The sequence below is a fragment of the Nonomuraea sp. KM90 genome (genome assembly GCF_052246675.1).
In the GTDB taxonomy this organism is placed as follows: Bacteria; Actinomycetota; Actinomycetes; order Streptosporangiales; family Streptosporangiaceae; genus Nonomuraea.
The window spans coordinates 117563-141228 of the sequence record NZ_JBQQCB010000007.1; the positions used below are offsets into that span (position 1 = coordinate 117563).

The 23666-nt window shown below is 71.6% G+C and carries 17 protein-coding genes; 9 read left to right on the forward strand and 8 right to left on the reverse strand.

Going from position 1 to position 23666, the window contains the following annotated elements:
* The first annotated feature begins 13 nt into the window (after positions 1–13).
* Positions 14–4003, forward strand: coding sequence for an Ig-like domain-containing protein (locus ACTWPW_RS10940; protein WP_443168600.1), 3990 nt, complete (start codon positions 14–16; stop codon positions 4001–4003).
* 52 nt (positions 4004–4055) lie between these two features.
* Positions 4056–6170 (forward strand): sensor histidine kinase, encoded by a 2115-nt coding sequence (locus tag ACTWPW_RS10945; RefSeq protein WP_443168601.1) that lies wholly within the window; start codon positions 4056–4058, stop codon positions 6168–6170.
* A 10-nt stretch (positions 6171–6180) separates the two neighbouring features.
* Here ACTWPW_RS10945 and ACTWPW_RS10950 read toward each other — a convergent pair whose 3' ends face one another.
* From ACTWPW_RS10950 to ACTWPW_RS10960, 3 genes are all read right to left on the reverse strand, one after another.
* Positions 6181–7002 carry an isocitrate lyase/PEP mutase family protein gene (locus tag ACTWPW_RS10950; protein WP_443168602.1) on the reverse strand — a complete coding sequence of 274 codons (822 nt, stop codon included), beginning with the start codon at positions 7000–7002 and terminating at the stop codon, positions 6181–6183.
* Between the two features lie 135 nt (positions 7003–7137).
* A complete protein-coding gene (locus ACTWPW_RS10955) occupies positions 7138–8745 on the reverse strand; it encodes a cellulase family glycosylhydrolase (RefSeq protein ID WP_443168603.1) in 1608 nt (535 codons plus the stop codon).
* 122 nt (positions 8746–8867) lie between these two features.
* Positions 8868–9518: a TetR/AcrR family transcriptional regulator gene (locus tag ACTWPW_RS10960; protein WP_375116835.1), complete on the reverse strand. Its 651-nt coding sequence runs from the start codon at positions 9516–9518 to the stop codon at positions 8868–8870.
* A gap of 119 nt (positions 9519–9637) precedes the next feature.
* Here ACTWPW_RS10960 and ACTWPW_RS10965 point away from each other — a divergent pair, with 119 nt between their 5' ends.
* The 3 genes from ACTWPW_RS10965 to ACTWPW_RS10975 are packed head-to-tail and all read left to right on the forward strand — an operon-like array spanning position 9638 to position 13364.
* Entirely contained in the window at positions 9638–10108 is a 471-nt protein-coding gene (locus ACTWPW_RS10965) for a (2Fe-2S)-binding protein (RefSeq protein WP_443168679.1), read from the forward strand.
* Positions 10105–11097: an FAD binding domain-containing protein gene (locus tag ACTWPW_RS10970; RefSeq protein WP_375116834.1), complete on the forward strand. Its 993-nt coding sequence runs from the start codon at positions 10105–10107 to the stop codon at positions 11095–11097. The genes ACTWPW_RS10965 and ACTWPW_RS10970 overlap by 4 nt, the downstream gene beginning before the upstream one ends.
* Complete coding sequence (locus ACTWPW_RS10975) at positions 11094–13364, forward strand: xanthine dehydrogenase family protein molybdopterin-binding subunit (protein ID WP_443168604.1); 2271 nt, start codon at positions 11094–11096, stop codon at positions 13362–13364. The genes ACTWPW_RS10970 and ACTWPW_RS10975 overlap by 4 nt, the downstream gene beginning before the upstream one ends.
* Here the strand turns inward: ACTWPW_RS10975 and ACTWPW_RS10980 are convergent.
* Entirely contained in the window at positions 13342–13863 is a 522-nt protein-coding gene (locus ACTWPW_RS10980) for a TetR/AcrR family transcriptional regulator (RefSeq protein ID WP_443168605.1), read from the reverse strand. The genes ACTWPW_RS10975 and ACTWPW_RS10980 overlap by 23 nt on opposite strands.
* Positions 13864–13940: 77 nt before the next feature.
* Between ACTWPW_RS10980 and ACTWPW_RS10985 the strand changes: the two genes are divergently transcribed.
* Positions 13941–14399: a DUF1348 family protein gene (locus tag ACTWPW_RS10985; RefSeq protein ID WP_443168606.1), complete on the forward strand. Its 459-nt coding sequence runs from the start codon at positions 13941–13943 to the stop codon at positions 14397–14399.
* Here the strand turns inward: ACTWPW_RS10985 and ACTWPW_RS10990 are convergent.
* The 4 genes from ACTWPW_RS10990 to ACTWPW_RS11005 form a co-directional block, all read right to left on the reverse strand.
* On the reverse strand, positions 14392–15684 hold the full coding sequence (locus tag ACTWPW_RS10990) for an ArsB/NhaD family transporter (RefSeq protein WP_443168607.1): 1293 nt from the start codon (positions 15682–15684) through the stop codon (positions 14392–14394). The genes ACTWPW_RS10985 and ACTWPW_RS10990 overlap by 8 nt on opposite strands.
* Positions 15685–15806: 122 nt before the next feature.
* Positions 15807–16337, reverse strand: coding sequence for a hypothetical protein (locus tag ACTWPW_RS10995; protein WP_443168608.1), 531 nt, complete (start codon positions 16335–16337; stop codon positions 15807–15809).
* Positions 16338–16427: 90 nt separating this feature from the next.
* A complete protein-coding gene (locus ACTWPW_RS11000) occupies positions 16428–17063 on the reverse strand; it encodes a mycothiol-dependent nitroreductase Rv2466c family protein (protein WP_375116828.1) in 636 nt (211 codons plus the stop codon).
* A 17-nt stretch (positions 17064–17080) separates the two neighbouring features.
* Positions 17081–18685: a pectate lyase family protein gene (locus tag ACTWPW_RS11005; RefSeq protein WP_443168609.1), complete on the reverse strand. Its 1605-nt coding sequence runs from the start codon at positions 18683–18685 to the stop codon at positions 17081–17083.
* A 229-nt stretch (positions 18686–18914) separates the two neighbouring features.
* Here ACTWPW_RS11005 and ACTWPW_RS11010 point away from each other — a divergent pair, with 229 nt between their 5' ends.
* The 3 genes from ACTWPW_RS11010 to ACTWPW_RS11020 all read left to right on the forward strand — a co-directional run bounded on the left by ACTWPW_RS11010 (position 18915) and on the right by ACTWPW_RS11020 (position 23533).
* Complete coding sequence (locus ACTWPW_RS11010) at positions 18915–19778, forward strand: dioxygenase family protein (protein WP_443168610.1); 864 nt, start codon at positions 18915–18917, stop codon at positions 19776–19778.
* A gap of 234 nt (positions 19779–20012) precedes the next feature.
* On the forward strand, positions 20013–21710 hold the full coding sequence (locus ACTWPW_RS11015; protein ID WP_443168611.1) for an ABC transporter ATP-binding protein: 1698 nt from the start codon (positions 20013–20015) through the stop codon (positions 21708–21710).
* Complete coding sequence (locus ACTWPW_RS11020) at positions 21710–23533, forward strand: ABC transporter ATP-binding protein (RefSeq protein WP_443168612.1); 1824 nt, start codon at positions 21710–21712, stop codon at positions 23531–23533. Before ACTWPW_RS11015 ends, ACTWPW_RS11020 begins: the two co-directional genes overlap by 1 nt.
* Positions 23534–23666 lie beyond the last annotated feature (133 nt).

Sequence of the window (23666 nt, forward strand, 5' to 3'; positions counted from 1 at the left end):
GGTGTGCTTAGCCGTGTTAGCGCTCACAGCCTCGCTGGGCGCGGCACCGTCCCTTGCCGCCCAGGACGATCTGGGCATGCCGGTGTTCACGGGTGCCGATCCCGTGCCCGCCGAGCCCGTGGGGTACCACCCGCGCAAGATGATGGAGGAGATCTACCGGAAGGAGAAGGGCGGCGACTCGTACTGGATCGACCGCATGCTCGCCCGGCCCGGGAACGATCCGGCGGGGCCGTGGTTGATGACGCGCGGGCGGGCGTTGTTCATGAAGGAGCACGACCCGCGCAAGCTCGGCTTCGGCGGCTATGTCGCGTACTGGGAGAGCATCGACAACCGGGACGCCTACGAGATCTCGCTCGGTGGCACGCTCACCGAGGACGTGTCCAAGCGCCTGCAGATGCCCAGCCACTGGACCGGCCAGTACGCCGGGGACGGCCTCGCGGTCGGGGTGAAGAAGTTCATCACCCACGAGAACGTGGCCGTGACCACCCTGGAGATCACCAACACCGGGTCCGCGGCGCGGTCGGTGCCCATCACCGTGACCTCGCCCTACACCAAGACCCCCGACGGGGACCGGGAGCTGACCGGCACCGTCTGGAGCAGGAACAAGCTCACCACGATCTTCCCCCGGCTCAGCGGCGACGGGCTGAAGGTCTCCGAGGGCGCGCTCAAGGGCTCGGTGACCGTCGAGCCGGGCAGGACCGTGCGGACCAAGGTGCAGATGGGCTTCGTCACCGCAGAGCTGGCGAGGTCGCGTTCGGAGTATGACGGCTACAAGGGCCGCTCGCCCGAGCAGGCGGTGCGGCGCCAGCTCCAGGACTACAACGCCTGGTGGGCGGAGAACCTGCCCTACATCGACGTGCCCGACGAGAACATCAAGAAGTTCGTCTACTACCGCTGGTGGCTGATGCGCTTCAACTTCCTCGACGCCGACATCCCCGGGAACGACTTCCAGTTCCCGACCTCGGTGGAGGGGGCGCTCGGCTACAACAACGCGATCGTGCTGACCGTGCCGATGTTCGTGCAGGACCTGAAGTACCTGCGGGACCCGATCTACTCGTACGGGCCGTGGGTGTCGGCGGGCGAGGTGTCGCGCAACTCCAAGTACACCGACAACCCGGGCGACCCGGAGAACTGGTCGAACAGCTACACGCAGTACATCTCGGCCTCGGCGCTGGAGAGCTACCAGATCCACGGCGGGCAGCCGTCGATCCTGCGCAACCTGGCCCGGTACGCGGAGAAGGACGTCTACGGGCAGCTCGACGCGTACGACTCCAACGACAACGGGGTCATCGAGTACGCGTGGGAGGCGATGACCGGCAACGACGCCGACGCGGTGTCGTTCCACTACTACGACCGGGCCAACGAGCGGCTGGAGGGCGCCTACGTCTACGCCAACGCGATGGCGGCGGCGCAGGCGTACGAGCTGTCCGGCGACCAGGCCAAGGCCGCCGAGATGCGCGGTGTGGCCGACAAGGTCAGGAACGGCATCCTGACCCTGCTGTGGGACGAGCAGAACAAGGTGTTCAAGCACCGCGACCTGCAGACGGGCAACCTGATCCCGTGGAAGGAGTCCAACAACTACATCCCGTACGCGACGGGGCTGGTGCCGACGGATGACCCGAAATATCGGGAGGCGCTGCGGTTGTGGGCTGACCCAGCGGAATATCCGATATTTCCGGCGTACACCGCCAATCAGAAGGACAAGGCGGAGGCCGCCGCCGCGGGCCACCCGGGCTCCAACAACTTCTCGCAGATCAACTCGACCCGGAACTTCCAGCTGTTCTCCAAGGCCATGCGCCAGTACACCACCCCGTACATCACGGCCGAGCAGTACAAGCAGCTCCTGTACTGGAACGCCTGGGCGCAGTACGTCGACGGCGACACCCGCTACCCCGACGCCAACGAGTTCTGGGCCAACTGGAACCCGCAGACCAAGACCATCGACTACCGCTCCTGGATCCACCACACGATCCTGGGCAGCAGCAACTGGACCGTCATCGAGGACGTCATGGGCCTGCGCCCCCGCTCGGACGGCAAGGTCGAGCTGTGGCCGGTGGACATCGGCTGGGACCACTTCACCGTCAACGGCGTCAACTACCGGGGCAGCGACCTGACCATCGTCTGGGACAAGCCCGGCGACGGCACGAAGCACTACGCCGGGGTGCCCGAGGGTTACTCGATCCTCGTCGACGGCAAGCGCAAGGTCACCCTGTCCGGCCTGGAGCACGCCGTCTGGGACCCGAAGACCGGCAAGGTCGACGGTGGCCCCGATGGGATCAGCACGGTGGTGCACGCCGAGAGGGCGCCGTCCATGAAGGCTCCCGGGCAGGTCGAGCTGGGCGGCGACCGGATCGAGGACCTGTTCCAGAAAGCGGGCGTGAACCTGCGCTCCACCCGTACGAACCTGGTGAGGTCCGCCACCGCCTCGCACGGCGAGCCGGCCGGGGCCGTGGACGGGTTCACGATCAACGAGCCGTACTGGAGCAGCAAGGGCTCGGGCCAGGCCCGGGACTGGCTGGAGGTGGACCTCGGGTCGGCCCAGAAGGTCGACCAGGCCAAGCTGTACTTCTACAACGACCGCAAGGCGGCCGGCCACAGCGAGCCCGCCTTCTACTCGGTGCGGTATCTCGACGGCGAGACCTGGAAGGACGTGCCGGGGCAGGACAAGCGGCCGCTCTACCCCCGGGCGAACCTCAACGAGGTGCGCTTCCCGGCCGTCACCGCGCAGAGGTTGCGGGTGCTGGTCACCCACCGGCCCGGCTTCGCCACGGGCCTGAAGGAGGTGCAGGTCTACCGCACGGGCGCGGACGCCGGCTCGGTCACGAACCGGGCCCCGTCGGTGGTCACCGTGGTCGACCCCACCTTCGGCCGGCCCGGTCAGGCCAGGATCGAGGCCGTGGTCAAGGACGACGCCCTGCCGAAGGGCGAGCTCACCACGCAGTGGACCAAGGTGGACGGACCCGGTGAGGCGTTCTTCACCGACCCGACCGGCACGACCACGGTGGTCGCGTTCTCCGAGCCGGGGACGTACCGGCTGAGGCTGGACGCCACCGACGGTGCGAAGAGCACCTCGACCACCGTGTACGTCACCGCCACGGCCCAGGCCGCGCAGGTGAACGTGGCTCCCAAGGCCACGCCCACCGCCTCCTACACCTCGCCGTGGGAGCGGATCGCCGCGATCAACGACGGCATCGAGCCGCCGCGCTCCAACGACGGGGCCAACCCGCGCTGGGGCACCTGGCCGCAGCAGGGCACGCAGTGGGTGCAGCTCGAATGGCCCGAGCCCGTGCGGGTGAACAAGGCCGAGGTCTACTTCTTCGACGACGGCGGCGGCGTGCGCCTGCCCGCCTCGTGGAAGATCCAGCAGTGGGACGGCGACTCCTTCGAGGACGTCACCGGCGCCGGCGCCTACCCGAAGGCGATCGACACCTACAACGCCGTCTCCTTCGACACGGTCACGACCTCGCGGCTGCGCGTCCAGCTGGAGTCCGGCGGGGCGTCGGTCGGGCTGCTGGAGACCAGGGTGTACGAGGTGCCGCCGGACTCGGTGCGGCCGGTCCACGTGCCCACCCTGGCCGGCACGCTGCCGAAGCTGCCGGACACGGTGGAGACCGCGTACGCGGACGGCACCCGCGGCCGGGCCGCCGTCACCTGGCAGCAGGTGACGCCCGACCAGGTCAGGACCGGCGGCACCAGCTTCACCGTGGCCGGCCTGGCCGAGGGCGTGCGCCAGACCGCCCAGGCCACCGTGTACGTCCGCACCACCTCGGCGGTGACGATCACCTCGATCGCCGAGGAGGCCGTCACGACCCGGGCCGGGGTCGCGCCCTCGCTGCCGAAGGCCGTCGTGGCGACGTACAACGACGGGTCGAAGGACAGCGCCGTGGCCGTCACCTGGGAGGCCGTCGCCCCCGAGCGGTACGCCCAGCCCGGCACGTTCACCGTGACCGGTCAGGTGGCGGGCACCACGATCGCCGCCAAGGCCACCGTCACGGTCGAGTAGCGCCTATTCTGTCCTGGCCCCACCCGTTTCGCGGGGCCAGGACACGGCGTGCGTGCCGGAGATCGGAGGACCGACGAGCGCGATGGCCGGATTCGCCGAGATCGCCGAGAACTCCGGCCGCCCCGCCCCGCGGGTGACCGGCGCGGTCATCCTCGCCGTCGCCATGGCGGTCGCCTCGCCGGTCCTGGGCCTGGCCGCGCTCCTGATCTGGGGCGGGCTGCCCCCGGAGTGGACGCCCGCCAGGACGACGAGCCCGCAGTCCGCGGTCATCTTCACCTTCCCCGCGGTCGGCGCGTTCCTCCTCTACCACCGGCCCCGGCTGAACATGGCCTGGCTCATGTGCGCCGGCGGGCTGGGGGCGGGCGTCAGCGACTTCGCCAACGCGCTGATGTTCCGCGCCGCCGCCGACGGCGAGCTCGCCTTCGCCGGATGGATGCGGCTGCCGACCCAGGTCGGGTGGGCGGTGTGCGGGCTGGCGCTGACGATGGTGCTGCCGTTGTACTCGCCCGACGGCCGGCTGCCCTCGAAGCGCTGGCGGCCGGCCCTGTGGCTGGGCGCCGCCGCCATCACGCTCGGGATGTTGCGGGCCGTGTTCAGGATGCCCCCGCCCTCGCAGGGGTACCCGTACCCGCGGGTCATCCCCAACCCGTTGCAGATCCCCGCGCTGGGGCCGTACTTCGACGTCGTGGGGACCATCAGCTGGGTGAGCATCTACACCGCGATGGCGCTGGCGGCGCTGTCGATGGCGGTGCGGATGCGGCGGGCCGACCCGGTCGTGCGGCGGCAGATCGGGTGGCCGCTGTTCGCGTTCTCCGGCTACATCGTGTTCCTGGTCGCGGCCGCGATCTGGCCCGGCCTGATGTGGCCGGCCATCCTGTGGGCGGGGATCATCCCGTTCGCGGTGGCGTTCGCGGTGATGCGCTACCGGCTCTACGGGATCGACACGGTGATCAGCCGCGGCTTCGTGGCGGCCGGCGTGGTGGCCGTGGTCAGCCTGGTCTACTTCGGCGCCGGCACGCTGTCGAGCGTGCTGGTGTCCGGCTACGACCAGGTGGCCGGGATCGCCGCCGCGCTGTTCGCGGGCGCGTTCTTCCAGCCGCTGCGGCGCGCGTTGCAGCGGGCCGTGGACCGGCTCCTGTACGGCGCGGTCGGCGACCCCGGCGTGCTGGCCGAGCGGCTGACCCAGGCCGTGCGCCGTGGCGACCCGGCCGAGGCGCTGACCTCGGTGGTGAGCGTGCTGCGCGACGGGCTGGCGGTCGAGGGCGTGGCCGTGGAGGTGGCCGACGGCGAGCCCCGCTACGTCGAGAGCGGCCGCGTCGGGCCCGAGCCCCGGGAGGTGCCGCTGATCTGGCACGGGGCCCGCGTCGGGCGCCTGCTCGTCGGCCCGCCGGGGCCGCGCCGCTTCCCCGCCGCCCACAACGAGCGGGTGCTGGCCACGCTCACGCCGTACGCGGCGGACGTGGCCCACGCCGTGCGGATGGCGGCCGACCTGCAGCGCTCGCGGGAGCGCATCCTGACGACCAGGGAGGAGGAGCGCCGCCGCCTGCGCCGCGACCTGCACGACGGGCTCGGCCAGACCCTGTCGGCGATGGCGATGACCATCAACATGGCCCGCCTCAGCCTCAGGAACTCCCCGGAGGCGGCCGACGAGCTGCTGCGGGAGCTGCACGCCGGCATGAGCGCGGTCACCGGCGACATCCGCGAGCTCGTGTACGGCCTGCGCCCGCCCGCCCTCGACGACCTGGGCCTGGCCCGCGCGGTACGCGAGCTGGCCGGCCAGTCGTCGCCGGACACCGAGATCGAGGTGACGGTCGAGGGCGACCTGGCGGACCTGCCCGCCGCCGTGGAGGTGGCGGTCTACCGGATCGTCCAGGAGGCCCTCACCAACGTCCGGCGGCACGCCCACGCGTCACGGACCGCGATCTCCGTCCAGCGGGAGCAGACGGCGCTGCGCGTGCTGGTCATCGACGACGGCAAGGGATTGCCCGAGTCGCACCGCGCGGGCGTGGGCCTGGGCTCGATGCGCGAGCGGGCGGCGGAGCTGGGCGGGATCTGCGTGGTGAAGGGCGAGCCGGGCGTGGGCACCCGCGTCGAGGTCATGCTCCCGCTCCCGGAGCCCTCGCCGGCGGGGCTGAGCGAGCCCGCGCTCCGGGCCGCCACGCCCTGAGCTGGTGCGCTCAGGGCCTCGTCATGAGCTGGTTCAGCTCGGGGTAGGGCAGCGCCCCGGCCACCGCCGTGTACGTGCCCGCGCCGAGCAGCTCGACCGCCGCGCGCCGGGCCACGGTGTAGGCCGCCTCGGCGATCGCCGAGCCCAGGCTGATCCGCGCCACCCCTTCCGCGGCCAGGGCGGCGACGTCGGGCGCTCCTGGCCCGGCGAGGATGTTCAGCGGCGCCCGGACCTTCCCGATCAGCGCCGCGATAGCGGCCAGGTCGGTGAGTCCGGGCACGAACACGCCGTCCGCCCCCGCCTCGACGTAGGCGGCGGCCCGCTCCAGCGTCTCCCCGAGATCCCCGCCACCGCCCAGGAACGTGTCGATCCGCGCGTTGACGAACAGCGGGATCCCGGCCTCGTCCGCCGCGGCCCGCGCGGCGGCCAGCCGCGCGACCTGGTCCTCGACCGGCCGCAGCGGAGCGGGCCCGGTGCGGTCGGCGTCCTCCAGGTTCACGCCCACCGCCCCGGCGCCGAGCACGCCGCGCACGGTCTCCGCCACCCCTTCGGGGTCGTCGGCGTACCCGCCCTCGACGTCGGCGCTCACGGGGACGTCCACGGCCGCGACGACCCGGGCGACCAGCACGAGCGCGAGATCGCGGCCGAGCCGGTCGCCGTCCGGCGCGCCCAGGCTCCAGGCCACGCCGGCGCTGGTGGTGGCGACCGCGGGCGCGCCGGCGGCCTCGACGACGCGGGCGCTGGCGGCGTCCCAGGCGTTGGGGAGCAGCAGGGGCTCGCCGGGCACGTGCAGCGAGCGGAACAGGACGGCTCTGTCCAGATGAGAGGTCATGAAGACCATCCCACCAGCCCGTCCGGCGGGAGGGCTGGCCATTTTCGGACATGAGCGTTCAGTCGTTACGGTTGTGGCGCCTCCGCCGTGACCAGGAGGGACGGCGGAGGCGGCGCGGTCAGGAGGCGGCGCGGGTCAGGAGGCGGTGCAGGTGTAGGGGCCGGGGGCCGAGGTGTCGCCGGTGGGGCGGGAGGCCTGGAAGCCGAAGCCGGCCGAGGCGCCGGCGGCGAGATTGCCGTTGTAGCCGGCGTTGCGGGCCGTGACGGTCTGCCCGTTCACCGTCAGGGTGGCGTTCCAGGAGCCGGTGATCGTGTGGCCGGCCGGCAGCGTGAAGGTGACCGTCCAGCCGGTGATCGCGGAGGAGCCGCTGTTGGTGACCGTGACCGGCTGCGCCACGTACCCGCCGCTCCACTGCCCCTGCACGGTGCCGGTGACGGTGCAGCCGCCGGTGCCGCCGCCCGACGTGGTGGTGAACGTCGTGGTGGGCGAGTTGCCGGACAGGTTGCCGGCGCCGTCGCGGGCGCGTACGTACACCTGGTACTGGGTGGAGGCGCTCAGGCCGGTCAGCGCGATGGAGTTGGTCGCCGTCTGGCCGAGGAGCGGGTCGGTGCTGCCCTGCTCGCGGTAGACGTTGTAGCCCGCCAGGCCCGACCCGCCCGCGTCCGTGGAGGCCGACCACGTCAGGGTGGCGCCGCTGGAGGTCACGCCGGAGGCCGAGGGGGTGCCGGGCGTCGTCGGGTTGGTGGTGTCGGTGCCGCCCCCGCCGAAGAACGTGGCCTCGCGCGCGGTCTGGCCGATGCCGTTCGCGCCGTTGAAGATGCGCTGGCCCCACGAGGTCAGGGCGGAGGGGTTGAAGTTGGTGACCATGTCGAGGTATTCGACGCCGCCGCCGTTGCCGCTCCACGACCAGCCGATGTAGCCGAGGCCCCGCGACTGGGCCTGGGACATGATCGTGTCCTCGTCCGGGTCGCCGTCGGAGTGGTTGTGCCCGAACTCGCCGATGACCAGCGGCAGGCCGGCGGTCTGGAAGGCGCCCAGGTACGCGGTGATCTCGGCGGCCGTGTCGAAGACGCCGTACATGTGGATGGAGAAGACCGTGTTGCGCTGCGGGTCGGCGTTGAAGACGGACTGGGCGTTGTCGCGCATCGTGAACTGCCAGTCCTGGCCCCAGTTGGGCGCGTCCACCATCAGCAGGTGCTGGAAGCCGAGGCCGCGCATGCGGGTGATCGCGTTCGTGGTCGCGGCGGTCCAGGCGGAGACGTTGTTGTTGCCGTACGGCTCGTTGCCGATGTTGACGACGATGAAGTCCTCGGTGCCGGTGAGCGCGCCGCGGACGCTGCTCCAGTAGTCGACCGCCTGGTCGAGGGTGTACGCGCCGCTCTGCTCGCCGTACCCGGTGGTGTCGTGGTTTTCGAGCACGCATATTAACCGGTTCTGCCGGCAGAGGGACACGACGTTGGCCACGTCGGCGGTCCCGTTGGCGGGCCACCGGCCGCCGCTCAGCACCACGCGCACCGTGTTGGCGCGCAGGGCCTTGATGCTCGCGAACGAGCCCGTCTGGCTGGTGTACCAGGTGTGCGCGTGGCTGACGCCGCGCATGACGAACGCGTTCCCGTTGGCCTCGAGGATCCGGGTGCCGCTGACCCGGAGGCCGACCGCGGCGTGTGCGGGAGCCGGGGCGATCAGCATCGAGACGAGGAGCGACAGGAGCGCCGCGACCGCGAGCCCGAGTCGTTTGGTCATGGGGGGTGCCCTTCTCTTGTTAACCGGTTAGGTTCACACGGGCACATGCTCTGCGGAATCGGCTCCGATGTACAGCGCGCCGGGGGATCGCGGTCAGGAATGCCTGGATCGGGGTGAAAGTTTCACTCCGGCTGCCGCAGCGTGGGCAGGCCCGCCGCCAGTGCCTGGAGCGCGCGGAGGAGGGTGGGCAGGAGCTCGGGACAGGCGGCGGCCAGCTCGGGGTGCTCGGCGTAGACCTGGGCGAGCGCGGGGGAGGGATGGGCGATCGGGTAGAGCATGCCGGCCAGCCCGCTGGCGGCGGCGACCAGCTCGAGGCCCTCGCGCTCGGTCAGGCCGGTATCCCTGGCGATCCGGGCGCCCATCTCGCCGGAGACGGCCAGCACCGTGCGCTTGAACGCGTAGGCCGCGGGGACGGACACGTTGTGTTCGAGCGTGGTGGAGGTGTGGCCCATCAGGTCGCACAGCAGCGGCCGCTCCACGACCGTCTCGGCCAGCACCTTCATGGCCTCGGCCGGGTCGGTGATCCCGGGCAGCCGGGCGGCGACGGCCTCGGCCCACTGCTCCCACTCCTCGACGCAGAGCTCGAGGTAGATCTCCTCGCGGGTGCCGAAGTAACGCACGATGTTCGACTTCGCCAGCCCGACCGCTTCCGCGACCGCTCCGAGGCTGACGTTGCGCACGCCGGAGGTGCGGGCGAGCTCGCGCGCGGCGGCGAGGATCGCCTCGCGCCGCTGCTGCTTGTGCTCGGGCCGCCTGGCACGAAGGAAGGTCATGGCGCTCAAAAGCATACTTCTCGATTTAAGAGAACACCGTTCGCTTGTTAAGGGAACGGTGTTCTGTTAGCGTCCGGTCTACAGCGGTATGGGAGGAAGAGCGAGTGACCGAGATACGGATGAAGGTGAACGGCTCCGTCGAGTCCCTCGACGTGGAGCCGTGGGTCAGCCTGCTCGACGCGCTGCGCGAGCGGCTCGGGCTGACCGGCCCCAAGAAGGGCTGCGACCAGGGCGCCTGCGGCGCCTGCACGGTGCTCGCCGACGGCATGCGGATCAACTCCTGCCTGGCCCTGGCCGTCCAGTACGACGGCCGCGAGATCACCACGATCGAGGGCGTGGCCCACCCCTTGCAGGAGGCGTTCGTGCGCCACGACGGGTTCCAGTGCGGCTACTGCACCTCGGGCCAGATCTGCTCGGCCATCGGGATGCTGGCCGAGCACGCGGCCGGCATGCCCAGCGCCGTGACGGAGTCCGGCGAGCTGAGCGAGGCCGAGGTCAGGGAGCGGATGAGCGGCAACCTGTGCCGCTGCGGCGCCTACAACGGCATCGTGGACGCGATCATGGACGTGGCCGGGAAGGACCCGCGATGAGGCCGTTCGCCTACGTCAAGCCCGCCGACGTCGAAGCCGCCGTGCGCGCCGCCACCACCGAGCCGGGCGCGAAATACCTCGGCGGCGGCACCAACCTCGTCGACCTGATGCGCGAGGGCATCGAACGCCCGGACACCGTCGTGGACGTCACCGGCCTGCCCCTCGACACCGTGGAGGAGCTGCCCGGCGGCGGCCTGCGGATCGGCGCGCTCGTCCGCAACAGCGTCCTGGCCGCCGACGGCCGCGTGCGCGCCCGCTACCCGGTGCTGTCGCAGGCGCTGCTGGCCGGGGCCTCGGCACAGCTGCGCAACATGGCCACCGTGGGCGGCAACCTGCTCCAGCGCACCCGCTGCCCGTACTTCTACGACGCCGCCTCGGCCTGCAACAAGCGCGAGCCGGACAGCGGCTGCGACGCCCTCGACGGGTTCAACCGGGGGCACGCGATCCTGGGCGTGAGCGAGAGCTGCATCGCCACGCACCCCTCCGACATGGCCGTGGCCCTGGCCGCCCTGGACGCCGTCGTCGAGGTGCGCGGCGTCAACGGCCCGCGCCGCATCCCGCTCACGGACTTCCACCGCCTGCCCGGCCACACCCCGGAGATCGAGACCGAGCTGGGCCCCGGCGACCTGGTCACCGCGGTCGAGCTGCCGCCGCTCGCCGCCGCCTCGCGCTACCGCAAGGTGCGCGACCGCGCCTCGTACGCCTTCGCCCTCGTCTCGGTCGCGGCCGCCCTGCGGGTGCAGGACGGGACGGTGGCGGAGGTACGCCTGGCGCTCGGCGGCGTCGCCACCAAACCCTGGCGGGCCCGCGAGGCCGAGCGCATCCTGCTCGGCGGCCCGGCGGCCGAGGCGGCCTTCCGCCACGCGGCCGAGACGGAGCTGGCCGCCGCGTCCGTCCGGCCGGGCAACGCGTTCAAGGCCGGACTCGCCGTGTCCACGATCACGGCCACGCTGCGCGAGCTGACGAGCACGGGAGGGACGGCTCGATGAGCACCAAGTACGCCGAGACCGAGCAGGCGACGGCGGGCACGAAATACGTCGGCCGCGCGGTCGACCGGCTCGACGGCCGGGCCAAGACCACCGGCGAGGCCCGCTTCGCCGCCGAGCACCCGTATCCGGACCTGGCGCACGCCGCGCTCGTGCACGCCACGATCCCCCGGGGCCGCATCACCGGCATCGACACCGCCGAGGCGCGGGCCGTGCCGGGCGTGATCGACGTCCTCACCCACGAGAACGCCCCGGCCATGAAACCCGCCCCCAAGGTGAGCTTCCTCGACCTCAGCACGCTCGTCTCGGGCACGTCGGTCAACTACCTGGCCACCGACGAGGTCCACTGGAACGGCCAGCCGGTGGCGGTCGTGGTCGCCGAGACGCCGGAGACGGCCCGGTACGCGGCCTCGCTGGTGCGTCCGGCGTACCAGGAACTGCCCGCCGCGGTGGACTTCGCGGCCGAGGAGCCGAACGCGGTCCCCCAGAAGGGCAGCCTGATCGCCGAGACCAAGGCGGACAAGGGGGACGCGCCGGCGGCGCTGGCCGCCGCGCCGTACGCGGTGGACCTGACCTTCACGACGCCGCCGCACAGCCACAACGCGATCGAGCCGCACGCCACGACCGCCGTCTGGGACGGCGACCGGCTGACCCTGCACGAGGGCACGCAGAACATCCCGTGGCTGCGCAAGCACCTGGCCCAGCGGTTCGGGGTGCCGGAGAAGGCGATCAGGGTGCTGTCGCCGTACGTGGGGGGCGGGTTCGGCGGCAAGGGGTCGGTCTGGGCGGGCACGCTGCTCGCCGTGCTGGCCGCGCGGGCGACGGGCCGGCCGGTCCGCCTGGCGCTCACCCGCGCGAGCGTCTACCACACGGTCGGCGGGCGCACCCCCAGCACGCAGCGGGTCGCGCTGGGCGCGGACGCGGACGGGCGGCTGACCGCGCTGATCCACACCAGCGTGTCGAGGACGGGACGGACCGGCGGGATGGGGGAGCAGATCACCGCGGTCTCCCGGCACCTCTACGCCGTGCCCAACATCCACCTGCGGCAGAGCACCGTCCCGCTCGACCTGCTGGCCAACACGTTCATGCGGGCGCCGGGCGAGTCCATCGGCACCTTCGCCCTGGAGTCGGCCGTGGACGAGCTGGCCTGGGAGCTCGGCGCGGACCCGGTCGAGCTGCGCATGCGCAACGAGCCCGAGCGCGATCCGCTCGGCGGGCAGCGGTTCGCGCAGCGGATGTTGCGGGAGGCGTACGCGCTGGGGGCCGAGCGGTTCGGCTGGCGCGAGCGCGACCCGCGGCCCGGTGCCATGCGGGACGGGCGGTGGCTGGTCGGCATGGGGGTGGCCACGGCGTACCACCCGTCGTTGCGGATGACGGCGAGCGTCACCCTGCGGATGGCCGCCGACGGCACGGTCGTGGTGCGCTGCGGCCTGCACGAGATCGGCGTGGGCGCGGCGACCGTGCAGGCGCAGATCGCCGCCGACGAGCTGGGCGTGCCGCTGGAGTCCGTACGCGTGGAGCACGGCGACTCGGACCTGCCGCCGGGCCCGCAGGCGGGCGGCTCGGTGCAGACCGCGAGCGCGGCGGCGGGCGTGCTGGCCGCCTGCGCCAAGCTGAAGCGCACGCTGCTCGGCCTGGCCCGCCGCGCCCCGGACTCGCCGCTGCGGGGCCGGCGGCTGGAGGAGCTGGCGGCCCGCGACGGCGGGCTGTACCTCGGGGGGCGCGGCCAGACGTACGCGGACATCCTGGCCGCGGCCGGTCGCACTCACGTGGAGGCGGCGGTCAAGGCGAACACGCTGGGGTTCCTCGCCCGGACCCTGCGCGAGCGCCGGAAGTGGGTGAAGGCGGCGACCGGCGCGCAGTTCTGCGAGGTGCGGGTGGATCCCGACACCATGGAGGTACGCGTGTCGCGCTGGCTGGGCGTGTTCGACGTCGGCCGGGTGATCAACGCCAAGACGGCGGCGAGCCAGCTGCGCGGCGGGATCGTGATGGGCATCGGCATGGCGCTGTCGGAGCAGACCCTGATCGACCACCGCGACGGCCGGATCGTGAACCCGAGCCTGTCGGAATATCACGTGCCCGTGCACGCCGACATCCCCCGCATCGACGTGCGCTACCTGGACGAGCCGGACCCGACGATGCCGCTGGGGCTGATCGGGGTGGGCGAGGTCGGCATCACGGGGGCGGCGGCCGCCGTGGCCAACGCCGTGCGCCACGCCACCGGCAAGCGCGTGCTCGACCTGCCGATCACGCTCGACAAGCTGCTGTGAGCACTCGGGCGGCCCGCCCGGCCGCCCGAGCCGCCGCCGCCCCGCGCTCCGGGTCCACCATGGCGGTGACGGTCGCGCCGTCCACCAGGACGAGCAGCTGGTCGGCCAGCACCTCGTCGTCCACCAGCCCGCCCAGGAATTCGCGCAGCCGCCGCTTGTGCCGCCGCACCACGTCCCTGACGGCCTCCGACGTGGCGCCCAGCTCCCCGTACGCGTTGACGAACCCGCACCCGCGGAAGTCGTCCTCGCCGAACCACCGCTCCAGCCACTCGAACACCCCTGCCACGTCGGTGGCATAAGCGGTGAGCGAGGCCATCCACCGCTCGTCCCGCCGCTCCAGGTAGGCCACGACGAGCGCCTCCTTGGACGGGAAGCACTGGTAGAGCCGCTTGAGCGACACGCCGGAGGCGGCCCTGACCTCGTCCATGCCCACGGCCCGCACGCCACGCCGGTAGAAGAGCTCGCCGGCCGCCGTCAGGAGTCGTTCGGCGTGTTCCATGGCACCTCGCTTGAACGGAGAACGGTCGTTCTCTAGGCTAGCTCGGAGAACGACCGTTCTCACGAGGAGGCCTCGCCATGTCACGCCCACCCGTCCCGCCGTTCACCGAGGAGACCGCCCGCGTCAAGGTCCAGGCCGCCGAGGACGCCTGGAACACGTGCGACCCCGACCGCGTCGCCCTCGCGTACACGGAGGACTCGGTCTGGCGCAACCGCGACGAGTTCGTGACCGGCCGCGACGCGATCAGGGCGTTCCTGCGCCGCAAGTGGGACAGGGAGCTCGACTACGCCCTGCGCAAGGAGTTGTGGGCGGTGCTGGGCGACCGCATCGCGGTCCGGTTCCAGTACGAGTCCCGCGACGCCGACGGCCGCTGGTGGCGCAGCTACGGCAACGAGCAGTGGGAGTTCGACGAGTCGGGCCTGATGCGGCGCAGGGAGGCCAGCATCAACGACGTGCGCATCGAGGAGTCGGAGCGGCGCATCTTCGGCCCGCGCGGCGACGACGAGCGCGGGGTGGACGTGCTGCCGCTCAGGTGAGGTAGCGCAGCCACAGGTACGGCACCGACAGCGTCACGGTCACCACCGTGACGACCAGCCCGTACTTGGTGAACTGCCAGAAGCTGATCGGGGTGCCGTTGCGGGCGGCGATGCCGAGGATCACGACGTTGGCCGCCGCTCCCACCGCCGTCGCGTTGCCGCCCAGGTCGGCCCCGATCGCCAGGGCCCACCAGAGCACCTGGGCGTGCTCGTTGCCGCCGTTGGCCTGGACGAGGTCGGCGACGATCGGGCTCATGGTGGCGACGTACGGGATGTTGTCGATCACGGCCGACAGCCCCGTCGAGGCCCACAGCAGCAACATCGTGGTCAGCGCGAGCTGCCCGTGCGTGGCCGCCGCCGCGGCCTCGGAGATCTGCTTGATGACGCCGGTCTCCACCAGTGCCCCGACCATGACGAACAGGCCGGCGAAGAACACCAGGGTGGGCCACTCGACCTCGCGCAGGGCGTCCTCGGTCGTCACCTTCGTCGCCGCCACCAGCACCCCGGCGCCCAGCAGGGCGACGACCGAGGGCTCGTAGTGCAGCACGGGATGCAGCACGAACGCCGCCATGACCAGCGCCAGCACGGCCAGCGACTGCCACAGGAGCCGCCGGTCGGCGATGGCCTCGCGCTCGTTGAGCGTCATGATCTCGGCGGCCAGGTCGGGGTCGTACCTGAAGGACTTCCTGAACAGCCACCGGCACAGCGCCACGAACACCGCCACCAGCACCACGATCAGCGGCGCCATGTGCGCGAGGAAGTCGTTGAAGGTCAGCCCGCCCCGGCTGGCGATGATGATGTTCGGCGGGTCACCGACCAGGGTGGCGGCGCCCCCGATGTTGGAGGCCATGGCCTCGGCGACGAGGAACGGCGTCACGGGCAGCTCCAGCCGCTCGCACACCAGGAACGTCACCGGCGCGATGAGCAGCACGGTCGTCACGTTGTCCAGCAGGGCCGAGGCGCCGGCCGTGATCAGGATGAGCAGCGCCATGAGCCGGAACGGCCGGCCCCTGGCCCGCTTGGCCGCCCAGATGGCCAGGAACTCGAAGACCCCGGTCTGTTTCAGCACCCCGACGATGACCATCATGCCGAGCAGCAGGAAGATCACATTCCAGTCGATCCCGGAATGCTCGTCGAAGAACGCCGCCTGCGCGCCGGTGGCGTGGATCAGCAGCATGATCCCGGCCCCGCCGAGCGCCGCGGCCACCCGGTGCACCTTCTCGGTGGCGATCAGCGTGTACGCCGCCAGGAAGGCGGCCACCGCCACCCACGCCGTGACCGTCACGCCATGACCGGCAGGGGATCAGCGACAAGGCGGCGTACGGGCATCGGCGGTGCTCTCCACGTTCGGCGACCGGGGCATCGGACGGCATACCCCCCGACAACCTATCAAGCACTACAAACCGGTCACGGGATCCGGATCCACCTCGGGTCGCCGTACCGCTGCTCCAGCCCGTCGGCGGGCAGGTAGTCGGGCGCCGTGCACAGCACGATCCGCCCCTGCACCTCCAGATACCGGATCAGCCCCGCCGCCACCGACAACACCGTCTCGACCCCGCCCTGCCCCTGCGGCATGCGCCCGTCGAGCACCCCCACCACGTCGGCGAGCCCGAACTCGTCGGGCAGCAGCGCCGCCACCTCCTTGACGAAGCTCTCGGTCACCCGCGCCTGGATCATCACCGGCCCGGACTCCGACTCGCCGGAGCCCTCACAGCTCGCGCAGCCGCCGCTCTCCCGCGGGTTGATGGACAGCTCGCCGGTGCCCAGGCACATGAGGCACCGGCCGTGCTCGGCGGCGTGCCGGGTGGCCGCCTCCCGGTCGGCCAGCGGCAGGTCGCAGGTGCACGAGAAGGCGTTGTAGGTGCCCTTTTCGTAGTCGTGGTAAGCGATCTCGTCGGGGGCGTTGACCCATTCGACGCGGATGACGTGCTCGTCCATGGAGACTTGTGCGCTCTCGTCTGTCGCTGGTGGCCGGGCACCCAAGATAGCCCGCGCACCCGGAGGCGATCACGGGATCCGGCGAAGCCGTCACGGCGCGTGAGGGCGATTCAGGTCCGGCTCCTCGTGGGGCCTGCCTTTCAGCTCGTGAAAACCTGGGGTTCCGGCCACCAGCAGCGTCCCGTCCCAGAGCCGGCCGGCCTGCTCGCCGGTGGGCACCCGGGACACGACCGGCCCGAAGAACACGACGCGCCCGCCGCCGCCGTCCGTGACCGCCACGATCGGGGTGCCCACGTGGTCGCCGCCGATCAGGGCCATGGCCTCGGCGTGCGAGGCGCGTACGTCGTCGTCGTGATCCGTGGACGTCCCGGCCCCGGCAAGCTCGACCGGCAGCCCGGCCACGGCCAGCGCCTCGCGCAGGTCGCCCAGCCAGTCGCCGGTGCCGGTCGTCCACAGCGCTGTGTACAGCCGGCCCAGCGCCTCCTGGCCGTGATCGCGCCGCACGGCCGCGCAGATGCGGACGGGGACCCAGAGGTATCCCTCCGGGTCCCCTTCCGGGTCGTCGTCGCGCCCCTCGTTGAGCACCGACAGGCTCATCACGTGCCAGCGCACCTCGACCGGGCGCACCTTCCGCACCTCCAGCAGCCACCGCGAGGTCAGCCACGTGTAGGGGCAGGAAGGGTCGAACCAGAAGTCGGCCACCACGGGGCCGCTCGTCTCAGTCACCCTTCCCAGGGTGCCAGCTAGATCTTCCCGACGCCGGACCCCGCCATGACGGCCGCCTTCACCGAGTTCGGGTCGGCCACGGTGTAGGCGTAGTACGAGCTCGGCTCCTGCACGCTCCCGGAGCAGTCAGGAGCCCCCGACTCGTCGGCGAATACGTTGTTCCGGGCCACGCACCGGCCCGCGGGTCCGGCGTACGAGTTGCTCACCGGCTCCTCCACCCGCTCGAAGTAGTTGCCCTCGACCAGGCAGCCGGCGTTCGCCTGGCAGGCCACGCCGACGTCGGTGTTGTAGACGTAGTAGTTGTTGAACACGTGCACCGGCTCCCCGAACCGCACGCGCGGGTTGCGCTGCGGCGTCCGGTCGAACCAGTTGTGGTGGTAGGTGACCTTGAGCCGCCCGACGTCCTGCGCGCCGTTGCCGTCGTCGTGGCCGAGCAGCATGTTCTTGGTGTGGTCGTGCGTGTGGTTCCAGGAGACGGTGACGTACGAGGAGCCGCGCTTGACGTCGATCAGGCCGTCGTAGCCGCCGGCCAGGTCGTTGTGGTCGATCCAGACGTGGTGGCTGAACATCTGGACGTTGATCGAGTCGTCGCTGGCGTTCCTGAAGGCCAGGTTGCGGACGATGACGTTGTGCACGGCGTCGGCCGGGGGCGAGGTGATCGCGTTGTCCGCCGGGAGGCCGATGTTGAGGCCGCCGCCGCTGATGCCCGAGCCGGAGCCGACGCCGACGATCGTCTTGTCGGACGCGACGTCGTACATGCCGGCCGGGACCGTGATCATCCCGCGCACGCAGACCGTCAGGGGGCCGCTGCGGCCGATCGAGGAGATCAGCTCGCTCGCCGTGTCCACCTCGACCGTCGGGCTGCCGGCGCCGCCGGTGGTGCCGTTCTGGCCCCAGGCGTTCACCGAGGCGAACCCGACGGGGGCGCCGGGGGAGGTGCACGTGCCGGTGGGCGGCGGGGTGGGGCTGGTCGGCGGGTCGGTGGGCCCGCCCAGGTCGGACACGAGCACGTCGTCGAACGTGGCGCTCGCGTAAAGACCGGCCAGGCCGGCCCGGCCGGAGGGGAGCGCGCCGTCGGTGGCCGTGACGAGCTGCACGTTGTTCACGAACCCGCGCAGCGTGCTGCCGAACGCCTCCAGCCTGAGGGTGTACCAGGTGCCGGGGACCGCCGAGGCGGCGGCGGAGGCGAGCGTCACCGGGGCGCCGCCGGTCCGCCTGCCCAGGACGACCGAGCCCGCTTCGGTCAGGCCGAGGAAGTAGTAGCTGCTGGTGCTCTGCGCCCTGGCCAGCACCGCGACGTGCCGTCCCGAGCCGTTGAACGCGATCGGCCGCACCCGCGCCTGGACCGCCTGGTCCGTCCACCCGGCGCCGGCCACGGCCCGGGCGTCCGCGCTGGTGCCCGACTGCCGGTACGCCCGGGAGCCGTCGGTCACCACCGACCAGCTCCCGCCCGACCGCGACCAGCCGGCGGCGTCACCGTCCTCGAAGTCGTCGCCGAACAGCGTCGCGGCCGACGCGCTCGGCATCCCCAGCAGGGCCGCCGCGACGAGCAGCGCGGCAGTGGTGGCCGCCGCGAGGGCGGCGAGGGATAAGCGGGTCTTGCGTGCTTTGCGTCTGCGCACTTCGGAGCCTCCGGTTCCGCTGGCGACCGGGCCGCGCTCCGCTCGGGCGAGCGTTCGTACGCGCGGCGAGCTTCACACCTTTATGCAACCGATTGTTAGCCGAGTCAATGCGTATGGTGTGCAGTTTTGTTGCATGTCGGCGATCTACTGCAATCGCTTGCCGCCGTGGCGGATGGTCATTTCCGCCGGTCGGGGATACGCTCCCGCTGAGCCGTTCTGAGGAGTACGCGTGACCCCGCTCCTGCGACAGGTCCTGAGCCAGATCGACGGGCCCGACCCCCGCGTCAACGAGGTGGTGGCGGCGCTCGTCAGCCACCTGCACGCCTTCGTCGAGGAGACGCGCCCCACGCCGGAGGAGTGGCTGGCGGGGCTGGCCTTCCTCGTCGAGACGGGCAAGATGTGCACGCCCGACCGCGACGAGTTCATCCTGCTGTCCGACATGCTGGGGCTGACCTCGGCCGTGGACGACGTCAACAACGCCGGACCGGCGAACATGACCCCCTCCTCCGTGGAGGGGCCCTTCCACTCGCCCGCCCCCGAGCGGAAGCTCGGCGACTGGATCAGCACCGGTCCCGAGCGCGAGCGCGGGGTGCCGACCGTCGTGCACGGGCGGGTGCTCGACTGCGACGGAACGCCGCTGGCCGGCGCGGTGGTGGACCTGTGGCAGGCCAACGACACCGGCCTGTACGACACGCAGGACGACAGCCAGGACACCGGCAACCTGCGCGGCCTGTTCACGACCGACGCCGACGGGCTCTACTGGTTCCGCACCATCCGCCCGAGCAGCTACCCCGTCCCCACCGACGGGACCGGCGGCACGCTGCTGCGCGCCATCGGGCGCCACCCGATGCGGCCCGCCCACCTGCACTACCGGGTCACCGCCGGCGGCCACCGGCCGCTGATCACGCACGTGTTCCTGGCCGGCGATCCCTATCTGGAGTCCGACGCCGCCTACGCGGTGAAGGAGGAGCTCGTCCGCGAGCCCCGGCCGGGGGCCGGTGAGTGGGGGATGGACGGGGCGTACGAGGAGATCGAGTTCGACGTCAGGCTGGTGCCCCTCGGCTGGACCGAGGAGAGGGCGAACCCGGCCTGACGAGAGCGGCCTCCCCCCGAAACTCGTTGGAAAACTGTCGGACCCCGGTGGTAGAAAACAGTTTCGATGTTCACCGAGCCGGGCCGGGGGAGGCCATGTCTGTGACCACCAGCAGCTCGGAGTTCTCGGTTTCCGGTCCGCCCTACAGCCGGCGCGGCCCGGTCCGCTGGCTCTGGTCCCATCTGCGCCGCCATCCGGTGCACCTAATCGGGTTTCCTCGGCGGCTCGCTCGTCATGACGGTGCTCAACGCCGCGGTGCCGCAGCTCACCGGCGCCGCCTTCGACGCCGTGCTCGGCGGGCGGGCCGATTCCGGCGCCGTGCTCGGGCTGATCGCGCTGGTCCTGCTGGCCATCGTGACGGCCCGCGGCCTGTTCGACCTCGTCGCCCGACTGTCGAGCGAGGTCCTGGCCAAGCGGCTGGAGCGCGACACCCGCGACGAGCTCTACGTGAGCCTGCTCGGCAAGAGCCAGACCTTCCACAACCGGCAGCGCGTCGGCGACCTGATGGCCCGCGCCGCCAACGACATCAGGCAGCTCTCCATCATGATCACGCCGGGCGTAGACCTGATCGTCGACTCCGGCCTCACCGGCCTCGTGCCGCTGTTCTTCATCGCCGCGATCGACCCGCGGCTGCTGCTGGTGCCCGGCGTCTTCGCGGTCTTCTTCGTGGCCGCGCTCTGGCACTACATGCGCCAGCTCAACCCGGTGGCCACCCGCATGCGCGAGCAGTTCGGCGACCTCAACGCCGGGCTCAGCCAGGCCGTGCGCGGCATCGAGGTGATCAAGGTGATGGCGCAGGAGGGGCAGGAGCGCAAGCGGTTCCGCGCCTACGCCCGCCTCTACCGCGACTCCTTCGTGCGCAACGGCCTGGTGCAGGCCCGCTACCTGCCGACGCTGCTGTTCGCCGCGGCGGTCGCCGGAGCCCTCTGGCACGCCCTCTACCTGCAGGGCATCGGCGCGATCACGGTCGGCGACCTGGTGGCGTTCATGGGGCTGATGGTCATGCTCGGCTTCCCCACCCAGATGTCGATCTTCACCTTCTCCCTGGTGCAGATCGGCATCGCCTCCGCGCGCCGGATCCTGAGCATCGTGACCTCCGAGGCCGAGCTGATGCAGCGCGGCGACGGGCACGCCGCGCCGATCAGCGGCGAGATCGTCTTCGACGACGTGACCTTCGGCTACGACGACGGCGAGCCGGTGCTGCGCGGGGTGACGTTCACCGTCAAACCCGGCGAGACGGTGGCGATCGTGGGCGAGACGGGGGCCGGCAAGAGCACGCTGACCAAGCTGGTACCGCGCATCTACGACGTCACCTCGGGCCGGATCCTGGTCGACGGCGTCGACGTACGCGACTGGGACCTCGACTCGCTGCGCTCCCAGATCTCCACCATCGAGCAGGACATCGTGCTCTTCTCCCGCTCCGTGGCCGAGAACATCGCCTTCAGCCTCGGCCAGCGGGCCGACCGCGAGGCCGTGGTCAGGGCGGCGGAGGACGCGCAGGCCGCCGAGTTCGTGGCCGAGCTCGACGAGGGCTACGACACGGTCATCGGCGAGCGCGGCGTCACGCTGTCCGGCGGCCAGCGGCAGCGGCTGGCTATCGCGCGGGCGCTACTCACCGACCCCGCGATCCTCGTGCTCGACGACTCCACCAGCGCCATCGACTCCGCCACCGAGGACAAGATCCAGCAGGCCATCGGCCGCATCCTCGACGGGCGCACGACGCTGCTGATCACCCACCGGCTCTCCCAGATCCGCTGGGCGGACAAGGTGCTGCTGCTGCGGCGCGGCGAGCTGGTCGACTGCGGCACGCACGACGAGCTGATCGAGCGGAGCCGCCTCTACCGGCGGATCTTCGCCCACTACGACGAGGCCGGCGTGGGGCCGGACGACGACGCCCCGGTCCTGGCGAGCGAGCAGGGGAGTGCGCGCTGATGGGCTTCATCATGGACGGCCTCGAGGCCGAGGACTACGACCGCACCTACAACGACCGCGACCTGCTGCGCCGGATCCTGTCCTACTTCCGGCCCAAGGCCGGCGCGATGTTCCTGGTCGCGGGCATGATCGTGCTGTCGTCGCTGAGCCAGGCCGCCGTGCCGCTGCTGGCGAGCTGGGTGGTCGACGCCATCGCGGACGGCACGATCGCCCAGGTCGGGTGGCTGTTCGTGGTGGGGCTGCTGGTCGCGGGCGGGCTCGGATGGGTCTTCAACTTCGTCCGCCAGTGGTTCAGCTCCAGGGTCACCGGCGACGTCGTGCTCCAGCTGCGCGAGGACGCGTTCGACGCCGTGTTGGAGCGCGACCTGTCGTTCTACGACGAGACGCCGTCCGGCCGGATCGTCAGCCGGGTGACGTCCGACACCGACGACTTCGCCACGGTCTCCACGCTCACGATGGACCTGATCAGCCAGGTGCTGATGGTCGGTTTCGTCACGGTGCTGCTGTTCGTGCGCAGCGTCGAGCTCGCCCTGCTGACGCTGCTCGTCGTGCCGATCGTGGTGGGGCTCGCGCTGCTGTTCCGCCGCCTGGCCAGGGCCGGCACCCGGCGGGCGCAACGCTCGCTGAGCCGGGTCAACGCCAACCTGCAGGAGACCATGGGCGGCATCACGGTGGCCAAGAACTTCCGCCAGGAGCAGCAGGTCTACGACGAGTTCCGGCCGATCAACCGGCAGAGCTACCAGGTGACGCTGCGGCAGGGGTTCGTCTTCTCGGCCATCTTCCCGGTGCTCTTCCTCGTGGCCGGGCTCGCGACGGTGGGTCTCGTGCAGCTTGGCGGCCTGTCGGTGCTGGGCGGCGGCATCTCCGCCGGTGACTGGTACCTGTTCCTCCAGGGGGTCTCGCTCTTCTGGTTCCCGCTGACGTCCATCGCCGCGTTCTGGTCCCAGTTCCAGCAGGGCCTGTCGGCCTCCGAGCGGGTCTTCGCCCTGATCGACGCCCCGCCCCGCGTGGTGCAGACCGACGCGCAGCCGGCCGGTGAGCTGGCCGGCCGCATCGAGTTCGACGGCGTCACCTTCGGCTACGACCCGGCCCACCCGGTGCTGCGCGGCTTCGACCTGCGCATCGAGGCGGGCGAGACCGTGGCGCTGGTCGGCCACACCGGGGCCGGCAAGTCCACGCTCAGCAAGCTGATCACCCGCTTCTACGAGTTCCAGGAAGGCCGCCTGCTGATCGACGGCCGCGACATCCGCACCCTCGACCTGGCCTCCTACCGCCGGCAGATCGGCGCCGTGCCGCAGGCGCCGTTCCTGTTCAGCGGCACGGTCGCCGACAACATCCGCTACCCGCGACCCGAGGCAAGCGATGACGAGGTGCTGGCCGCGGCGTCGGCGGTCGGCGGCGGCGACTGGGTCGAGGCCCTGCCCGACGGCCTGCGGACCGACGTCGGCGAGCACGGCCGCGCCCTGTCCATGGGGCAGCGGCAGCTCGTCGCGCTGGCCCGCCTGCTCATCCAGGACCCGGCCATCGTGGTCCTCGACGAGGCCACGGCCAGCGTCGACCCGCTGACCGAGGCGCAGATCCAGGAGGGGCTCGACGTGGTGCTGGCCGGCCGCACCTCGATCGTCATCGCCCACCGCCTGTCCACGATCGAACACGTCGACCGCATCATCGTGCTCGACCACGGACAGATCGTGGAGGAGGGCGACCACGCCACGCTCTTGGCCCGGGGCGGCCGCTACTGCCAGGTCTACAACACCTACTTCCGGCACCAGTCGCCCAACTACCGCGCGGGCGCCGGATTCGTCCCGGTCAGCTCACCGTGACCGAGCAGGCCGCGTCTCCGCGTCTCCGCCCAGTCGCCCAGTCGCCCAGTCGTCCAGGTGCCCAGTCGCCCAGGCACTCGCCCGCCCGCTCGCCCGCCCGCGTGCTCGCCCACCCGGGACATCACCACCCGGC